13 protein-coding genes are annotated in these 14,599 nt (G+C 44.8%); 2 read left to right on the top strand and 11 right to left on the bottom strand.

Annotated elements, in window-relative coordinates; genetic code table 11:
- Positions 1–11: 11 nt before the first annotated feature.
- From VQ048_RS07040 to VQ048_RS07060, 5 genes are all read right to left on the bottom strand, one after another.
- A complete protein-coding gene (locus VQ048_RS07040; RefSeq protein ID WP_327610985.1) occupies positions 12–1,175 on the bottom strand; it encodes a methylmalonyl-CoA mutase family protein in 1,164 nt (387 codons plus the stop codon).
- Positions 1,176–1,202: 27 nt separating this feature from the next.
- Positions 1,203–1,574 carry an FtsB family cell division protein gene (locus VQ048_RS07045; RefSeq protein ID WP_327610987.1) on the bottom strand — a complete coding sequence of 124 codons (372 nt, stop codon included), beginning with the start codon at positions 1,572–1,574 and terminating at the stop codon, positions 1,203–1,205.
- Complete coding sequence (gene udk, locus VQ048_RS07050; RefSeq protein WP_327610988.1) at positions 1,574–2,191, bottom strand: uridine kinase; 618 nt, start codon at positions 2,189–2,191, stop codon at positions 1,574–1,576. The genes VQ048_RS07045 and udk overlap by 1 nt, the downstream gene beginning before the upstream one ends.
- Positions 2,192–2,286: 95 nt before the next feature.
- Positions 2,287–2,898: a SanA/YdcF family protein gene (locus VQ048_RS07055; protein WP_327610989.1), complete on the bottom strand. Its 612-nt coding sequence runs from the start codon at positions 2,896–2,898 to the stop codon at positions 2,287–2,289.
- On the bottom strand, positions 2,895–4,025 hold the full coding sequence (locus VQ048_RS07060) for a 2Fe-2S iron-sulfur cluster-binding protein (protein WP_327610990.1): 1,131 nt from the start codon (positions 4,023–4,025) through the stop codon (positions 2,895–2,897). Before VQ048_RS07060 ends, VQ048_RS07055 begins: the two co-directional genes overlap by 4 nt.
- A gap of 21 nt (positions 4,026–4,046) precedes the next feature.
- On the opposite strand from VQ048_RS07060, the gene VQ048_RS07065 reads away from it, so the two are divergent.
- Positions 4,047–4,586, top strand: a complete 540-nt coding sequence (locus VQ048_RS07065) for a TlpA family protein disulfide reductase (RefSeq protein WP_327610991.1) — start codon at positions 4,047–4,049, stop codon at positions 4,584–4,586.
- 23 nt (positions 4,587–4,609) lie between these two features.
- Here the strand turns inward: VQ048_RS07065 and eptA are convergent, their stop codons facing one another.
- Together eptA and VQ048_RS07075 are read right to left on the bottom strand one after the other, a co-directional pair.
- Entirely contained in the window at positions 4,610–6,130 is a 1,521-nt protein-coding gene (eptA, locus tag VQ048_RS07070; RefSeq protein WP_327610992.1) for a phosphoethanolamine--lipid A transferase EptA, read from the bottom strand.
- Positions 6,117–6,944 (bottom strand): phosphatase PAP2 family protein, encoded by an 828-nt coding sequence (locus VQ048_RS07075; protein ID WP_327610993.1) that lies wholly within the window; start codon positions 6,942–6,944, stop codon positions 6,117–6,119. The genes eptA and VQ048_RS07075 overlap by 14 nt, the downstream gene beginning before the upstream one ends.
- A gap of 252 nt (positions 6,945–7,196) precedes the next feature.
- Between VQ048_RS07075 and VQ048_RS07080 the strand changes: the two genes are divergently transcribed.
- Positions 7,197–7,439, top strand: coding sequence for a YtxH domain-containing protein (locus VQ048_RS07080; RefSeq protein WP_327610994.1), 243 nt, complete (start codon positions 7,197–7,199; stop codon positions 7,437–7,439).
- A 78-nt stretch (positions 7,440–7,517) separates the two neighbouring features.
- Here the strand turns inward: VQ048_RS07080 and VQ048_RS07085 are convergent, their stop codons facing one another.
- From VQ048_RS07085 to VQ048_RS07100, 4 genes are all read right to left on the bottom strand, one after another.
- Positions 7,518–10,793, bottom strand: coding sequence for a TonB-dependent receptor (locus tag VQ048_RS07085; RefSeq protein WP_327610995.1), 3,276 nt, complete (start codon positions 10,791–10,793; stop codon positions 7,518–7,520).
- A 276-nt stretch (positions 10,794–11,069) separates the two neighbouring features.
- Complete coding sequence (hemL, locus tag VQ048_RS07090) at positions 11,070–12,353, bottom strand: glutamate-1-semialdehyde 2,1-aminomutase (protein WP_327610996.1); 1,284 nt, start codon at positions 12,351–12,353, stop codon at positions 11,070–11,072.
- An 81-nt stretch (positions 12,354–12,434) separates the two neighbouring features.
- Positions 12,435–13,487 (bottom strand): glucosaminidase domain-containing protein, encoded by a 1,053-nt coding sequence (locus VQ048_RS07095; protein ID WP_327610997.1) that lies wholly within the window; start codon positions 13,485–13,487, stop codon positions 12,435–12,437.
- 51 nt (positions 13,488–13,538) lie between these two features.
- On the bottom strand, positions 13,539–14,465 hold the full coding sequence (locus VQ048_RS07100; RefSeq protein WP_327610998.1) for a 1-aminocyclopropane-1-carboxylate deaminase/D-cysteine desulfhydrase: 927 nt from the start codon (positions 14,463–14,465) through the stop codon (positions 13,539–13,541).
- Positions 14,466–14,599: the final 134 nt, after the last annotated feature.

Genomic DNA, 14,599 nt, shown 5'->3' on the forward strand with positions numbered 1-14,599 from the left:
AAAAGAAAAACCTACTCAAACATCTCAGAAAGCCGAACCGCCCTGATTTCACCCTTACGGTACATCGATTCAGCCGAACGTTGCTTTTCCCTCGAAGGGTAAAGATTCACCCCAACCAGCTTCATCTTTCCTTCCTCCACCCACTTTTGCTCCTCCAAAGCCTGAGCATAAATCGCTTCTTGAATCCTTCCGTTTCTAAGGTTTGCAAGATACCCCCCGCTTTCTTCAATCGTCAAAAAATCCGCCCACGCCCGTCGAGCAATCTGAAGCGTAAGATCTTCTACATAATAACTCCCGCCGGCCGCATCATCAAAAACATTAATAAGACTTTCGTAAGCCAAAAGAATCTGCTGCTTAAAAGCCGTTTCCCGCGATAACGCCGTGGAAGCCTTTAATTTAAAGTCCCCAGAAAAAACAGCATCCCCACCGCCAATCATAGCCGAAGCCACCTCCAAAGTCGACCGAATCAGATTATTTTCTTCATCGTAAACGGATTTGTTCCTCATCGAAGTTTCGACAAAAAGATAAGGTATTTCGTTCAAGCCAAATTCTTTGGAAAGCTGATTATAGGCCAGTTTCAATGCCCGAAGTTTCGCTATCTCGAAAAAATAATTTCCGCCCACCGCCACACGCAAAATCAGTTGGCCAAAAACCTCCGCCCCAAAAACCTCCGTCAACTCCTTCACTTTAGCCAAAGCCAAAGCCACCTGCTGCACCATGGAAGCCCCCGCATTCTGCAACAAAGCAACATCCACCCCCAAAGCTCTGGAAAAACCCCTTGATAAAAGCGTCTTCCCCAGCTCCTCGTCCAACCTTTTCTCGTTCTCAAAAATTGGATCCGCCATACAAAAATAACGGTTCTCAGGCTCCATCATTCCCACCCGAGCCAAAGCCCGATCCCCAATAAAAAGCGTCTTGCCCGAAAGTCCGCTAACCGCCCGATCAATAAAGTAAGCCAAAACCGAATCCTCCTGCTCCCCCCAATAATAAGACACCAAATGAGGCGATTCTTCCACTTTGGGCAGCGCCCCAACGGACGCAACGGACGCATCGTAATAAGGCTTCACCGTAAGACCTTCCAAATTGGGCTTGGACAAAACCCCGTACAAATCATCGGTTTTCAGTTGTTTTCTAACCAATTCTTCCCATTGATGAAGCGAGCCTTCGGTATTCATAATCGTACGCTTTTATGAAGAGTGGATTTAATTGCCGGAAGAAGGTTTCAAATTAGTGCTATCCGCCACCAAAATGAAAATTTCTTCGTTCGGTTTTTTCATGAAATAATTTTCGCGGGCGTATTTTTCTTTCTCCTCTTTATTGTTCATCAGCTTCTTGTAAAACCCATCGTTTTTTTCGTATTCGGATTGGTAATAGGCCAACTGCTCCTCGTATTTTTTTATTTCACCATTGAGTTCGTGAAGAACCAAAAACGAAGAACTATCGAAAAAAGTCATCCAAACAAAAAAAATCGTCAGCGTTACACTATACTTATTCAATAAGTATTTGGAGAGAAATTTACCCCCCAGAAACGAACGTTTAAACGTTTTTTTTTCAAATTCCTTCTGCGCCGACATCAGTGCGATTTTTTAAGGGAGTTGTTAATGACCGTCGTCAAAAAATCAATAGCCACACTGTTTCTCCGCATATTGGGAACAATGAGATCCGCCTCGTTTTTAGACGGTTCGATAAATTCTTTATGCATCGGCTTAAGAGTGGTTTGGTAGCGGTGCAAAACCTCATTAAGATCCCGCCCCCTTTCCTGCGTATCCCGACGAATACGACGAATCAAACGCTCATCGGAATCGGCATGAACAAACACTTTCAAATCAAACTCCTTCAAAAGTTCTTTATTGGTCAGCACCAAAATCCCCTCCACAATCAAAACGTTCTTAGGTTCCACCGTCACATGATCCCCCGTGCGAGAATGCGTAACAAAGCTATAAATCGGTTGATCGATATTCTCGCCCTGCTTCAAAGCCTTCACATGCTTCACCAAAAGCTCAAAATCAATGGATTTCGGATGATCGTAATTAAGCGCTTCCCGCTCCTGTAAAGACAAATGCTGATTATCATGGTAATAATTGTCTTGCGAAAGCACATTGACCCCCTCTGCATTGAGTTGCTGTAAAATTTTGTTCACCACGGTGGTTTTCCCACTTCCGGTTCCACCGGCAATTCCAATCACTAACATTCAAACGTATTTTTTACAAAGATAATCATTTTGACGGTTCATTCACGTACAAATCCGTCATTCCGCCCTAAAGCCACCCCGTAGGCAAAACCACTCTAATCAATCCCGAAAACATAATGAACCACCGCCAAAACCCGTGCAAAAAACTCCCTCGACTGATTACGGTAATAACTCTCCGGTTGCTTGATGTCCTGAGCATCAAACCCCAAGGCATTCATGTCTTGATTACGGGCAAAAAACAAAGCCCTAAGATTATGATACCCCTGCGAAACGATAATCACATTGTCCCCGCCATAGAGTTCTTTGCATCGCTTAATGCTCTGTTGGGTCTTAAACCCCTTGGAATCCTTCACAATAATATCGGCCGGAACCCCCTCCTGATAAACCAAAAAATTCTTCATCGCCGTAGGCTCGTCGTACCCCCTGCTTTTTTCTCCACTTACAATAATCCGTTTTATCTTGCCATGATGGTAAAGCAAAGCCGCCGCATCCATACGGGAAACAAAATAGGGATTGACATTACCGCCTTTAGTCCTGGGCGAGGTCCCCAAAACCAAAGCCAATTCCCGCGGCGGAATCTTGGAAATCCTCGTATAAGTACGCCCATTGGTAAGGGCATAAACCCAAACGTTAGCTAAAATCATGAGCACCAAGCCGAATTCCACCAACCCGAAAAACAAACGAAATATGTTAAGCAGCTTTTTCAAATGCGATCAAAATCAAGCGTTATTTTATCGGTTAAAGCAAACGCCATGCATGGCAGAATATACCCTTTTTCTTCCTCGCCTTCGGTAAGGTATTCGTTCTCTAAAAGCTCGACCTCGCCATGTTCCAAGCGGCAACGGCAACTACCGCATATCCCCGATTTGCAGGAAAACGGAACGGCAAAACCTTCCGCCGAAAGACTCTGAAGTATTTTGTGTTTATTGTTTTCCAGCCGAGCCGTGTGCGTCGTACCGTTGTATGTAAATTGAACCTCAAGATTTTCCACCAAAGGAAAGTCCACCTCCACAGGAAAAATGTCTTCGTTAAAAGTCTCGAACAATTCGAAATGAATATTTTTTTTCGGGATACCGTGACGATGGCACGCATTGGCCACTTCACGAATCATCTCGCCCCGACCGCAAATTACCACCTCGTCCACCGAATCCCAAATCGTAGACTCTTCGTCCGTCTCATCCAAATGAAGCACCTGATTGATGATAAGCCCAACTTTCTTCTCGTCCAAACGCCCCTGAGTGAACGCATTACCCGTCTGCTCTTCCGAAAAGAAATAGTAGACCTTCAACCGTTCCGGATAACGCTCTTCCAAAGCCTCCAAAACTTCACGAAAAGGCACATCCTGACGAGTCTTGTTCCCCAAAAAAAGAAACAGCCTCGAACGGGGCTCACTATGCAAAATGGTTTTGAAATGACTGAGAATCGGCGTAATTCCAATGCCCGTAGCAAAACCCAAAATCGTTCTAAATTCATGAGGTTTAACCTTCAAAACAAAACGCCCTTTCGGCTCGCTAACCTCCATCTCATCGCCCACCTGATAATCCGCCCAAAGACTATTAACGGAACTCTCCTCGGAATGAATCTTCAACCCCAAAGAAAGCCGCTCTTCAAAAGGCGCCGACGTCATCGAATAATCATTGACCACCCAATTCTCCCGATGCTTGTAACGAAGAGTCACATATTGCCCCGAAGAAAAACGAAAACGCTCTTTCAAAGACGGTGGTATATCAAATTCAAGCGAAAAACAACTGTTGGTAAGTTGTTCTTTTTTCACTATTTTTAGCCGATGAAAAACGGAATGATCCGCGCGGAATGAGGGTTGTTCCAATAACATGAAACAAAAATATAAAAAAAAATGAAAAAGCTTTTAATGCTCTCGAGCTTCGCCCTGCTCCTTACCGCCTGCCAAAAAGATAAAGCCGAAACAACAACTGCCGAAACAACCAAAGCAAAAACCGAAATTTCCGCTTTAAAGGAATACACGCCAGAGCAAGTTTCCGAACTGCTTAAAACCCAAAACGATACACTTTACGTAACCAACTTTTTCGCAACATGGTGCGGCCCCTGCATGCGGGAAATGCCTCACTTCAGAGAAAAAATAAAAGAAACCGAAGGGCAACCCATAAAATTTACTTTCGTTAGCCTGGACGACCGGAAAGACTGGAACACCAAAGTAAAACAATTCGCCGACCAATTCGAAATGAAAAACGTAATCCTTACCGACGGAGCCGCTTTGGATCCAACGTTTTTTGAAAATCATTTCCAAACCTGGGACGGTTCTTCCATCCCCTTCACCATTATGAAAAAAGGCGACAAAACCGAAGAAATCGTAGGAATGCTCACCAAAAGCGATTTAGATCAAAAAATAGCCGCTTTCGGAGTTTCACAAAAATAATCCCTCCTAAAGGAGGAAAAGAATTACTCAAAAATATTCATTTCCTCCTTATAAATCGGGCTTTCGACACCCAAGAAATTCAAAACACTGTGAAAAACATGGTTTTGTGAAAGCGACGATTGGGCTTTCAGCCGCCGCGAAGCATCGGACACCCAAACAATAAAAGGAATTTCATACTGCTCTTTCGGCGCCATACTCATCGGCAAACCATGCATGTACAAGTTCTTCTCTCCCAACGATTCGCCATGATCGGACACGAATATCATTGTGCTCTCGTAGTCTTTAAGCGACTTTAAATCCTCAATCACCCCATTGAGAAGGTAATCCGTATAAACAATCGTATTATCGTAAGCATTCACCAATTCCTGCTGGGTGCATTTCCCCAAATCCACGCTATTGCAAACCGGCTTAAACACCTCGAAGGCCTTCGGGTATTTCTTGCTGTAAGTTGGTCCGTGACTGGTACTCAAGTGTAAAACCACCAAAATTTTAGATTTATCGCTGGATTCTATCCGCTCCTTTAGTCCCGTCAGCAAAGCGCCATCATAACCGCAATCGTCCCCCTGGCAATCCTTCGCCAAATCGTCTCTCCTTTGGTAATCCTTGACATGAACCGGCGGCTCCCCCCAGTTGGCCGTCCGCCAAACCACATCCACCTTGTTGCGATAAAGATAATTAGGCAAAATTTCGTAAAGCTTCCCCGTATTCTCGTGTTCCAAAATGCAACGCACCCCCGCCGTCGTATAAGTTGCACACGAAGCCGCATCAAAATGAAAAAGATTAGACCTCTTGGAAAGAAGCGGATTGGTATTTTTACCATAACCGTAAAGCGAAAAATTTTGACGCCTTGCCGACTCACCAATCACCAAAACCACCACGGATTTCTTTTGGTCTTTCAGCTTCGCATCGGGAAGAAGAATTTCCTTTTCGTTGGCCTTGTGTTTATGAATGAAAAACAAAGCCGTATTGACAGAGTAAGACCACGGCATCGCCAAGCCACCCAAAACCTTAGAATTTTTATCAATCCAAAGCCAATTCGCCGCATTGGCAAACACCATAACGCCCATAAAAACCAACGTAAGCGAAACCGTCGAAAGAAATTTTTTCAACGGAACCCTCACTATTTTGGCTTTCATAAAGTAAACCGACGGAAGAACACCCAAAAACAAAACGTAAAGCACCAGTTTAAACGAAAAAAAACTGCTCGACTCTTCATAATTGGTATTAAACACATTGCCAATCATGCTTTCGTCCAAAATAACGTTGTAGGTATTGATAAAATAAACCGCCACCGCATTAATCAAAAACGAAAGGCAAAGTAAAAAGCGTCCAAACCCACGAAACAAATAAAGAAAAAGATAAAAAACAAAAGCATTGGCCACCACCATCAAAACCGCTAAACTCAAAAGAATCGTAATCCCACTAATGCCCTTATAGTCCACATTCCCAAAAACGAAACTAAAAAAAGGATAATGAAAAAACAAAAAATTAAGGCCACTTGCCACCAAAGAAAAACGTCTGAGACTCATCTTATTTCCGAACATATTTCACAAGCATTACCGTTGAAGAAACCAGCAAACTAAACATTGCTACATAATAAACCGCCAAAGGCTCTTTCATTATTTTACCTATTAAAACGACTGCGCACGCCAAAAATGCCACCAAAAACACAGGATAAAACCGCCGCTCTCCCATCCAATACCACAACCGGCTTTTAGCCGCCACAAAAACACCCAAAACCCCAGAAACATACCCCAAAATCCCTCCAAACAACACATCCATAGGGTAATGTGCTCCAACTCCCACTCTCGTCAAGCCCAAAACCACCCCTACTGCCAAAACAAAGAAGCTCCAAAAAAATTTAGCTCCAAAACTTTTTGGCCAAAACGCCACTCCCAGTACCGTAAGCGAAGTAAAAATGGTTACCGCATGCCCCGAAGGCAGACTATTATGCCCCGCAAGCACTTTCCCCACAATCACAAATGCATCGTGGTCTAAAACGGCGGCCGGCCGGGGTACGGCAAAAAAGGTTTTGGGAAGATTACACAAGAGCAAAGAAATCAGCGATCCCGAAACCAAAGCCTCCCACACTTTAGGGGTGTACACCACTAAAATAGCCAAAAACGAAAGCATAATCATCGCATCCCCCAACTGAGTCAAGTTGTACTGAAGCCTCGGTGTCTTGGACAAAATTTCATTCAGTGAAATAAACATCTCCTTCTGAATCCCGATATACCCCTCCCGATCCAACGCCCCATGAAAAGCCAAAAAAGCCACCAAAACCATCAAAAGTAACACCGGCCATATCAGTGCACGCACTCTCAAAGCCTTAAAATTATCGACGACGTTAGTATTCATTGCCAAGTTATAAATTATTAAAATGCGCCGGCCAACTCACACGCGACCAAGGTTAGGCAAAAATACAATTTCCTCTAAGTCCACAAAAAAATCACCACGAAAAAAATATCTTCTCCCCTGCAATCCCCTTGGCTAAAGCCACATTTAACGATCCTTAAAATCCAGACTCCTCTATTTAACATAATTTTAATACTTTCCCGCTAACCGTGGCACGCTTTTTCCTTTTAATCCTATCAAAAAAAATATTTAATTATGGGAAATAAAAGAAACGGCCTTTTGGCTCTGTTAGGTTTAGGTGCATTGGCATGGTGGAGATACCAAAAATCGTCTACTGAAGAAAAACAAAAAGTGAAAGACCAAATCGACAACGTAAAAAACAATTTTTGCAAGTGGGGCAACGATTTGAAAGGAAAAGTAAATGAGGTTTCAAAAAAAGTGGAAAACTCGGCCAACGAGCTAAAGGACGAGGCCCAAAAAGCCATCGACAAAGCTTAAAAAATAAATCATCATATCAAATCATAACTCACCGGGGCGGCCTTTAGGCCGCCCCGGTGAGTTAAAAACAAAAGTTCCTTATTTATTGAAAATATACCTTAATCCGATTTGGATTTGGAACACATCGTTCAGCGTAGCCGATCTTTGGAACTGATCCCGCAAAAGAATCGTTTTGCCCGATTCGTCCAACTGGGTATTAAGTCTGTAAATCGGATTGCCGTTGGCATCTTTTCGGTTTTGATACAATAAAGGTGTCGTAGTTACCGCATTATAGCCCACACCCCATCGGTTATTAAATAAATTACCGACGTTCAAAATATCCAAACGAATTCGGAACGTGTTAGGTTTAGCCGTTCTCGAAAACTTCGCCACAATATCCTGCTCAATGCTCAAATCAAAACGCTTCACCCATGGCGAGAAGATAGCGTTGCGCTCCGTGTACTGCCCACGACGTCCATTCAGATAAGCACTACCACTAATAAAACGCTCAAACGCCTCCGCCTGCTGCTGTGCCGTAAAAGTGGTTCCTCCCGACGTAAACGATTCAAAAACCAAATCGGACGCCTTTAAAGGAACAAACATCAAATCATTCCCCGGAAGACCATCTCCGTTCAGATCTCGGTTGTAAACATAAGTCGTATTCCAGCCGCTGTTCGCAATAAATCCTAACGTGAAAGTGGTTGCCCCACCAAAAAGACCATCGCCATAATTCAATCGGTATGTTACGTTCGACATCACCCTGTGTCTCATGTCATTAGCAGAGAACGAAGGTTCCAAATAATTAATCCCTCGTACAGTACTGTACACGTTTCCGTTAACCGTACTTCCCATTTCCGCCAAATTAATCGCCTTGGAATAAGTGTACGCGACAATTCCTCCCCAGCTTTTGGTTACCGGTTTTTCCAATTTCCCCGTCAAAGAGTACTGGTAGCCTTTGTTATTATTCGTTAAAACAAAAGCATTGGATACCTGAGAGTTGATAAACCTCGGCGAAGGGTACAATGGACGGTTATCCACACCCGCCAGCGTACCGGTGGCCTGCTTCATGTTAACATCCATATAATTAAGCGCGTTGATGTTCTTGTTGTAAATCCCTTCCACTGTAGCCACAATGCCTCCAAACGGCAACTTTTGATCCACCGCGATATTGGTTCTCCAAACCTGAGGAAATTTGATGTTCGGATCCGTGTAATTGATCTGATACCCCGATCCCGACGACGCAGAAGTCGGTCTAAACCGTGAAGGATCTAACGTAAACGGAAAAGCCGTGGTATCCAATTGGGTCAATCTTCCGACATTCACCCCATTGTTCCCCAACTGATTACTAATCAAAACATAAGGCAATCTGGACAAGAATACGCCTGTCCCCCCTCTGAATTGAGTCTTTTTATCATTGAAAACATCATAATTAAACCCAAAACGAGGCGAAACATAAAGCCTTCCCTTCGGCATAGTCGCCGTATTAATTTTATAATCATTCCCCGAAGGATCTTTAAACCTCAAAGCTTCAACCACCGGATTGGCATAGTCCGCTGCCGTATTTACGAAGCTCACGTAATCCAATCTGGCGCCTAACATCAACCTCAGGTTATCCATCGGCTGATAAGTATCTTGAAGGTAAGCACTCATCGTATGCACTTTCAGCTTCGACCAAGGAAGGCGGCCGTCCGGCAAAAGGGAATAGCCATAGTCATAACGGGCAAGAGAAACCGGGCTCACCGTCGCATTCGGATTGGCTTTGTAAGCTAATACTGCGGTTTTAAAATCTTCGATGCTGTTATAAACGTAAACGCCATTGGACGCTGGGAAAAACAAATTATTCGAGTCAAAACGTTCGTACGCCAATCCTCCGGCCAAAGTATGTTTCCCCAACAAAACCGTCATATTATTAGCCAAATTAAGCGTCGAATAATTCAAACGGTTATTCGGCGTAAAAGGATCCATCCCCAAAGACGTATACGTCTGACCGTCTTTCAAAATGTCAATGGTCGGAAAAATCCCCGGCGTCTTATACGAACGGTCTTCGATCTGCTTGTTATACGTCGCGATGAACTGATTGGAAATCGTATTGGATAGAGTGGAATTAAGCTCCATAACATAAGACCGCGTATTGTCCTGAATACCATACCCTGAGTTCTGCGGTGAAATGGCATTAAATAAATTCGTCCGATTTCCCCATCCCGCACTGCTCGAATTACTAACCATTACATCGGTCTGACTATCATGACGAGCGTAACGGAAACTCAGTTTGTTACGATCGTTGATATTCCAATCCAAACGGCCCAAATACTTTCGGCTGTACGAATTATTGTTGTATCCGTCAATCGCCCCGATATTTACCCCAAACTGCTCCTGCATAAAGTTTCTAAGGTCCACCATATCGGAATAAAGCACCCTGCTGGGTACTCCTTGCGTCCCAGAACCTACCGTTGCGTAATTGAGCGCAGGAGAAGAACCTTCGGTGGATTCCACATTAACAAAGAAAAACAATTTGTTTTTAATGATGGGACCACCTACCCTCACCCCCATGGTTTCCGTTGAAAACTTTTGGTAAAATGGCTGATCGTAAGCTTTTTTTCCCGTAAGCGAACCACTATTCCAAAAATTGAAAACCGAGCCCGAAAACTGATTGGTACCACTCCGGGTTACCGCATTGATGGCTGCGCCCGCAAAACCAGATTGTTTAACGTCGTAAGGCGCCACATTCACCTGAATTTCTTCAATAGCATCAATGGAAATCGCCCCCGAACCCGTACGTCCTCCGGCCTGAGCCTGAGAACCCAATCCGAAACCGTTATTGAAAACCGCTCCGTCAATCGTAAAATTATTAAATCGGGCATCTTGCCCTCCGAACGACCTCCCGTTACCGTAAGGGTTATACTTGGTAACGTCATTCACTGTTCTGCCTACCGTGGGTGTACGGTTAAGAGCCTCCACGCCGTACGTGGTTGACGCACCGGTGGCCTTGGCATTAATAATGGAAGAATTTTTCCCTACTGCCGTAATCTGAACCCCTTCGATGGATTTCACCCGCTCGCCCATCACAAGGTCGATGTTAGCCGTATTTCCCAAAGTCGTATAAATATCCGACTGCTGGGTTTCGGACTTACCACTCGCCGTCACAATGATTTTATAAGGCCCACCAACCCTTACATTAGGGAGGGTATAAACCCCTTTGGCATTGGTTTTGGTGGTGTATCTCGTCCCCGAAGGTTCATGGATGACCACCACCGAAGAAGACGAAACAGGATTGTCATTAGCATCCCTAACAACGCCTGAAATGGCCGAAGACGTTACCTGGGCAAACGTAAACATCCCGGTAAACATAAAGACAGCGACTAAGCTCTTTTTCATTTTAAAGATCGTTTAAAAAATTTTCGCAAAATTGGACTAATTGTTTTGAGGTAATGTTAACGTAATATTAAATATTTGTTAACAAAGCGGTTTTTATTCGTTGGTCGTCCCAACAGCCAATCCAATTCTCAAAATACTAAAAAACAACACATTAAAACCATCCCCAAAGCAAAAAAAAGGATTTCAAAAACCGAAATCCTTTTCTATGATCCTGAACCAAAATAAGCCTGTATCCGGGGCTCCTTCCGTTCTCTTTTATTCAAACTCTTCTCTTTATCAAGAGTATTCAAACCGGCGAACCGCCTCCAAAGTTTGATCAATCTCCCGTTCCGTAATGGCTGCCGAAATAAACCAAGTTTCGTAACCGCTCGGCGGAAGATAAATTCCCTGCGCAAGCAACTGATGAAAGAAGTTGTTAAAAAGCGCATGATTAGCCGATGCCGCCTCATCAAACGAAGCCACCGAAGAAACATCAAAAAATACACTCATCATCGAACCTTTACGGTTAATACGATGACGGATGCCTTTTTCGTTAAGAATTTTCCCGATTTCAAAATCAAGGGTTTCGGCCGTTTTATTGATTTTTTCAAAAAAATGAGGGGTACTGAGTATCTGTTGCAACGTGGTAAGCCCCGCACGCATCGCCAAAGGATTCCCACTAAGCGTCCCTGCCTGATAAACCGCCCCTTTGGGAGCTAAGGCCTCCATAATGGCTTTCGGTCCAGCGAAAGCACCCACCGGCATCCCGCCTCCTATAACCTTACCGTAAGTCACCAAGTCCGCTCGCACGCCAAAAACTTCCTGAGCTCCCCCAAAAGCCAAACGGAATCCCGTCATCACCTCATCAAAAATCAACAGAGCGCCATACTCATCGCAAAGCGACCGCAAATGCTGAAGAAAATTATTCTCCGGTAAAACACACCCCATGTTTCCAGCTACAGGTTCGATGATAACCGCCGCAATCGCATCGCCATGGTGACGGAAAATATCTCGAATTTGTTCCGCATCATTGTAACGCGCCAAAAGCGTATCCTTCGCCGTACCAGCCGTTACTCCGGGCGAGTTGGGATTACCAAAGGTCGCCGCGCCACTGCCTGCCTTAATCAAAAACGCATCCGAATGCCCGTGGTAACACCCTTCAAACTTTACAATCTTGTCCCGTCCCGTGTATCCTCGAGCCAAACGCACCGCACTCATGCAGGCCTCCGTCCCCGAAGACACCATACGAATCTGGTCGATATTCGGTACATTCTCGACAATCAAACGAGCAATCTCTGTTTCCAATTCGGTAGGCGTCCCAAAAGAAAAGCCTTTTTCGGCCTGCTGCTGAACCGCACGCAAAACCTCCTCATGCGTATGCCCCAAAATAGCCGGTCCCCAAGAATTAATATAATCCACATAGGTACGCCCGTCCGCATCCGTAAGGTAAGCCCCTTTGGCCGACTGCATGAACACCGGTACACCTCCCACCGACTTGAATGCCCGTACCGGAGAATTAACCCCGCCCGGAATATAATTTTGCGCTTCATCAAAAAGCGCGGAACTCCTCTGATATAACATTTTATCTTTAAATTATTTTTTTAACTAATACGAAAAAGCCGCCATACGACCAACCCGACAAAATTACAAAATCTTTCCCGCTTATCCGCCCCGAGGCTTTCTTTCCTGCAGGTAAATCGTCTGACCTACGGTCGGTTCTTCACCGAAAGCCATTCTGTTTTTCGAATACAAACTGGCCAATTTCACCCCAAATTTTTGAGAAATCCCGTACATCGTATCGCCCCTTTGGGTCTTATAAGTCGCCACATTTCCGCTCGAGGCTTTCCCCTCCAAAAAAACGATGGCATTTTTGGCCAACTTCGTTTCCTCCAGCTCGTTCCACTTCATCAAACGATTTTCTTTAATATCGAACATCCGAGCCACCAAAGCCACATCCGAATCGTACGGTACCACAACGTATTTTCGCCCACCGTTCGGATGATTCTTAACCAAAATGGTTTTAGGCAGAACCGCCTTATCACTCAATGCCGAAAATCGCTCCACCGGTTTTTGAGGTGCAACCGAAGCAGAAGCCACCCGAACCGCAACAGGCTCTTTTTTAGACGGCGACATTCCGCTTTTAGCCATAAATTCCTTATCGTTTTTCAGATCAGGATAAAGGTTCAGCACCGTCGCCCAAACATCCTTGGCCGAAACCGAATCAAACTCGTATAAACGATGCTTTTCAATCTTTCCAATCAAAATATAAGCGTATTTCGGATTGGTGGCATATCCCGCTTTTTTCAAACCGTGTGCCCATGCCTTATAATCTTTCGGATCCAAATTAAAGAGCCCTTGATAATACTTTCGATACCTCAAAAATTTGGAATGGTCTTCATAGGATTCTTTAGGGTCGGTATACACCCGAAAACACTCGTTGGGAGCGTCATCGGTATGCTTCATCGTCGGCCCCGTCCAACCCTCCTTGCATTTGATTCCGAAATGATTGTTCCCTTCACGAGCCAAACGACTCTGCCCGCCTCCTGTTTCCAAAAGCCCCTGAGCCAAAGTAATCGAGGCCGGAATCTGGTATTTTTCCATCTCCTCCACCGCATAGAGGGCAAACCGCTGAATGTACTGCTCCTCCGTATTCCACGTTTGGGCAAACGTCTTGGCTCCCCACAAAAAGACCGTTACCAAGAATATTTTTTTCATTTTTATTATTTTAGATTTTTTGATTCTCAGGGCGTATTGATCTCAAAAGCCCTAAGACTCCACCAAGGCAATCGTAGGACGTCCCCGCTTTTGCAAAAAAGCATTAGCCCCCGCAATCCCCTGCAAACCTCCGGTATGAAACGCCAAAATTTTGCTTCCCTTGGGGAAATACCCCTTCTCTATAAGCTTAAAAAGAGCCAGCATCATCTTCCCCGTATAAACCGCCTCCAGCTGAATACCGAAGTCCATCCCAAATTCATTGATAAAACGAACCACCGCATCCGAAAGCTTTCCGTAACCGCCAAAACTCGCCTCAAACAAAGCCACCTCCTTCCCTCCAGACAAAGCCCTTATCTTCCCCTGCAAAGAGTCATCCTTAACGACAGGAAACCCAATAACCCGCTGATGCTCTTGAGCAAACTTTGCCAAGCCCGCTACCGTACCGCCCGTACCCACCGCCGTGCAAAGATAATCAAATCTTTGCGTATCGGGAGAAAGCATCCGTTCGATCCCCTCCACCGCTTCAGCATTAGTACCTCCCTCGGGAAGGATAAGAGCTTCAGGATAATCCGAAGCCAACTGCACCATCAAACCTTCTTTGTCCCGGTATTCTTCCCGACGAACAAAACGAAATTCCATCCCGTTACCCGCCGCATAACCCAACGTGGGATTTTCACGCCATCGGTATTCCAATTCATGCCCCCGTATAATCCCCAGCGAAGAAAAACCACCCTCCCTGGCTAACGCCGACACCGCCGCTATATGATTAGAATAAGCCCCGCCAAACGTAATCAACATAGGCCGCTCCGGCCGACGCTCCAAATAATGATTGACGTTATAAAACAACTTCCAATATTTATTCCCCGATATTTCAGGATGAACCTTATCCGCCCGCTTGACAAACAACCGAACGCCCAAACGCGAAGGAATCTCAACCAAAGGGCAGTCCACCGCAGGCAATGCCAACTCCGAAATCATCAAATCTTCTTTTTTCTATCCAACGATAAAATTAATCATTCCGCACGGTTCAGGCAAATCGTCATCAATTCAAAAAAAACAAAAAACACCCGACCCTGCCCTGCCCCCATCGAAATTTCGTATTTTCGCCCTCA

It is taken from the genome of Bergeyella anatis (assembly GCF_036016955.1).
In the GTDB taxonomy this organism is placed as follows: Bacteria; Bacteroidota; Bacteroidia; order Flavobacteriales; family Weeksellaceae; genus JAYWXI01.

Bases quoted from the DNA above. Each gene is read 5' to 3' on its own strand.
- VQ048_RS07060 (WP_327610990.1), bottom strand. From the start codon at position 4,025: ATGTTATTGGAACAACCCTCATTCCGCGCGGATCATTCCGTTTTTCAT.
- udk (WP_327610988.1), bottom strand. From the start codon at position 2,191: ATGTTAGTGATTGGAATTGCCGGTGGAACCGGAAGTGGGAAAACCACC.
- VQ048_RS07040 (WP_327610985.1), bottom strand. From the start codon at position 1,175: ATGAATACCGAAGGCTCGCTTCATCAATGGGAAGAATTGGTTAGAAAA.
- hemL (WP_327610996.1), bottom strand. From the start codon at position 12,353: ATGTTATATCAGAGGAGTTCCGCGCTTTTTGATGAAGCGCAAAATTAT.
- VQ048_RS07065 (WP_327610991.1), top strand. From the start codon at position 4,047: ATGAAAAAGCTTTTAATGCTCTCGAGCTTCGCCCTGCTCCTTACCGCC.
- VQ048_RS07045 (WP_327610987.1), bottom strand. From the start codon at position 1,574: ATGTCGGCGCAGAAGGAATTTGAAAAAAAAACGTTTAAACGTTCGTTT.
- eptA (WP_327610992.1), bottom strand. From the start codon at position 6,130: ATGTTCGGAAATAAGATGAGTCTCAGACGTTTTTCTTTGGTGGCAAGT.
- VQ048_RS07095 (WP_327610997.1), bottom strand. From the start codon at position 13,487: ATGAAAAAAATATTCTTGGTAACGGTCTTTTTGTGGGGAGCCAAGACG.
- VQ048_RS07100 (WP_327610998.1), bottom strand. From the start codon at position 14,465: ATGATTTCGGAGTTGGCATTGCCTGCGGTGGACTGCCCTTTGGTTGAG.
- VQ048_RS07075 (WP_327610993.1), bottom strand. From the start codon at position 6,944: ATGAATACTAACGTCGTCGATAATTTTAAGGCTTTGAGAGTGCGTGCA.
- VQ048_RS07085 (WP_327610995.1), bottom strand. From the start codon at position 10,793: ATGAAAAAGAGCTTAGTCGCTGTCTTTATGTTTACCGGGATGTTTACG.
- VQ048_RS07080 (WP_327610994.1), top strand. From the start codon at position 7,197: ATGGGAAATAAAAGAAACGGCCTTTTGGCTCTGTTAGGTTTAGGTGCA.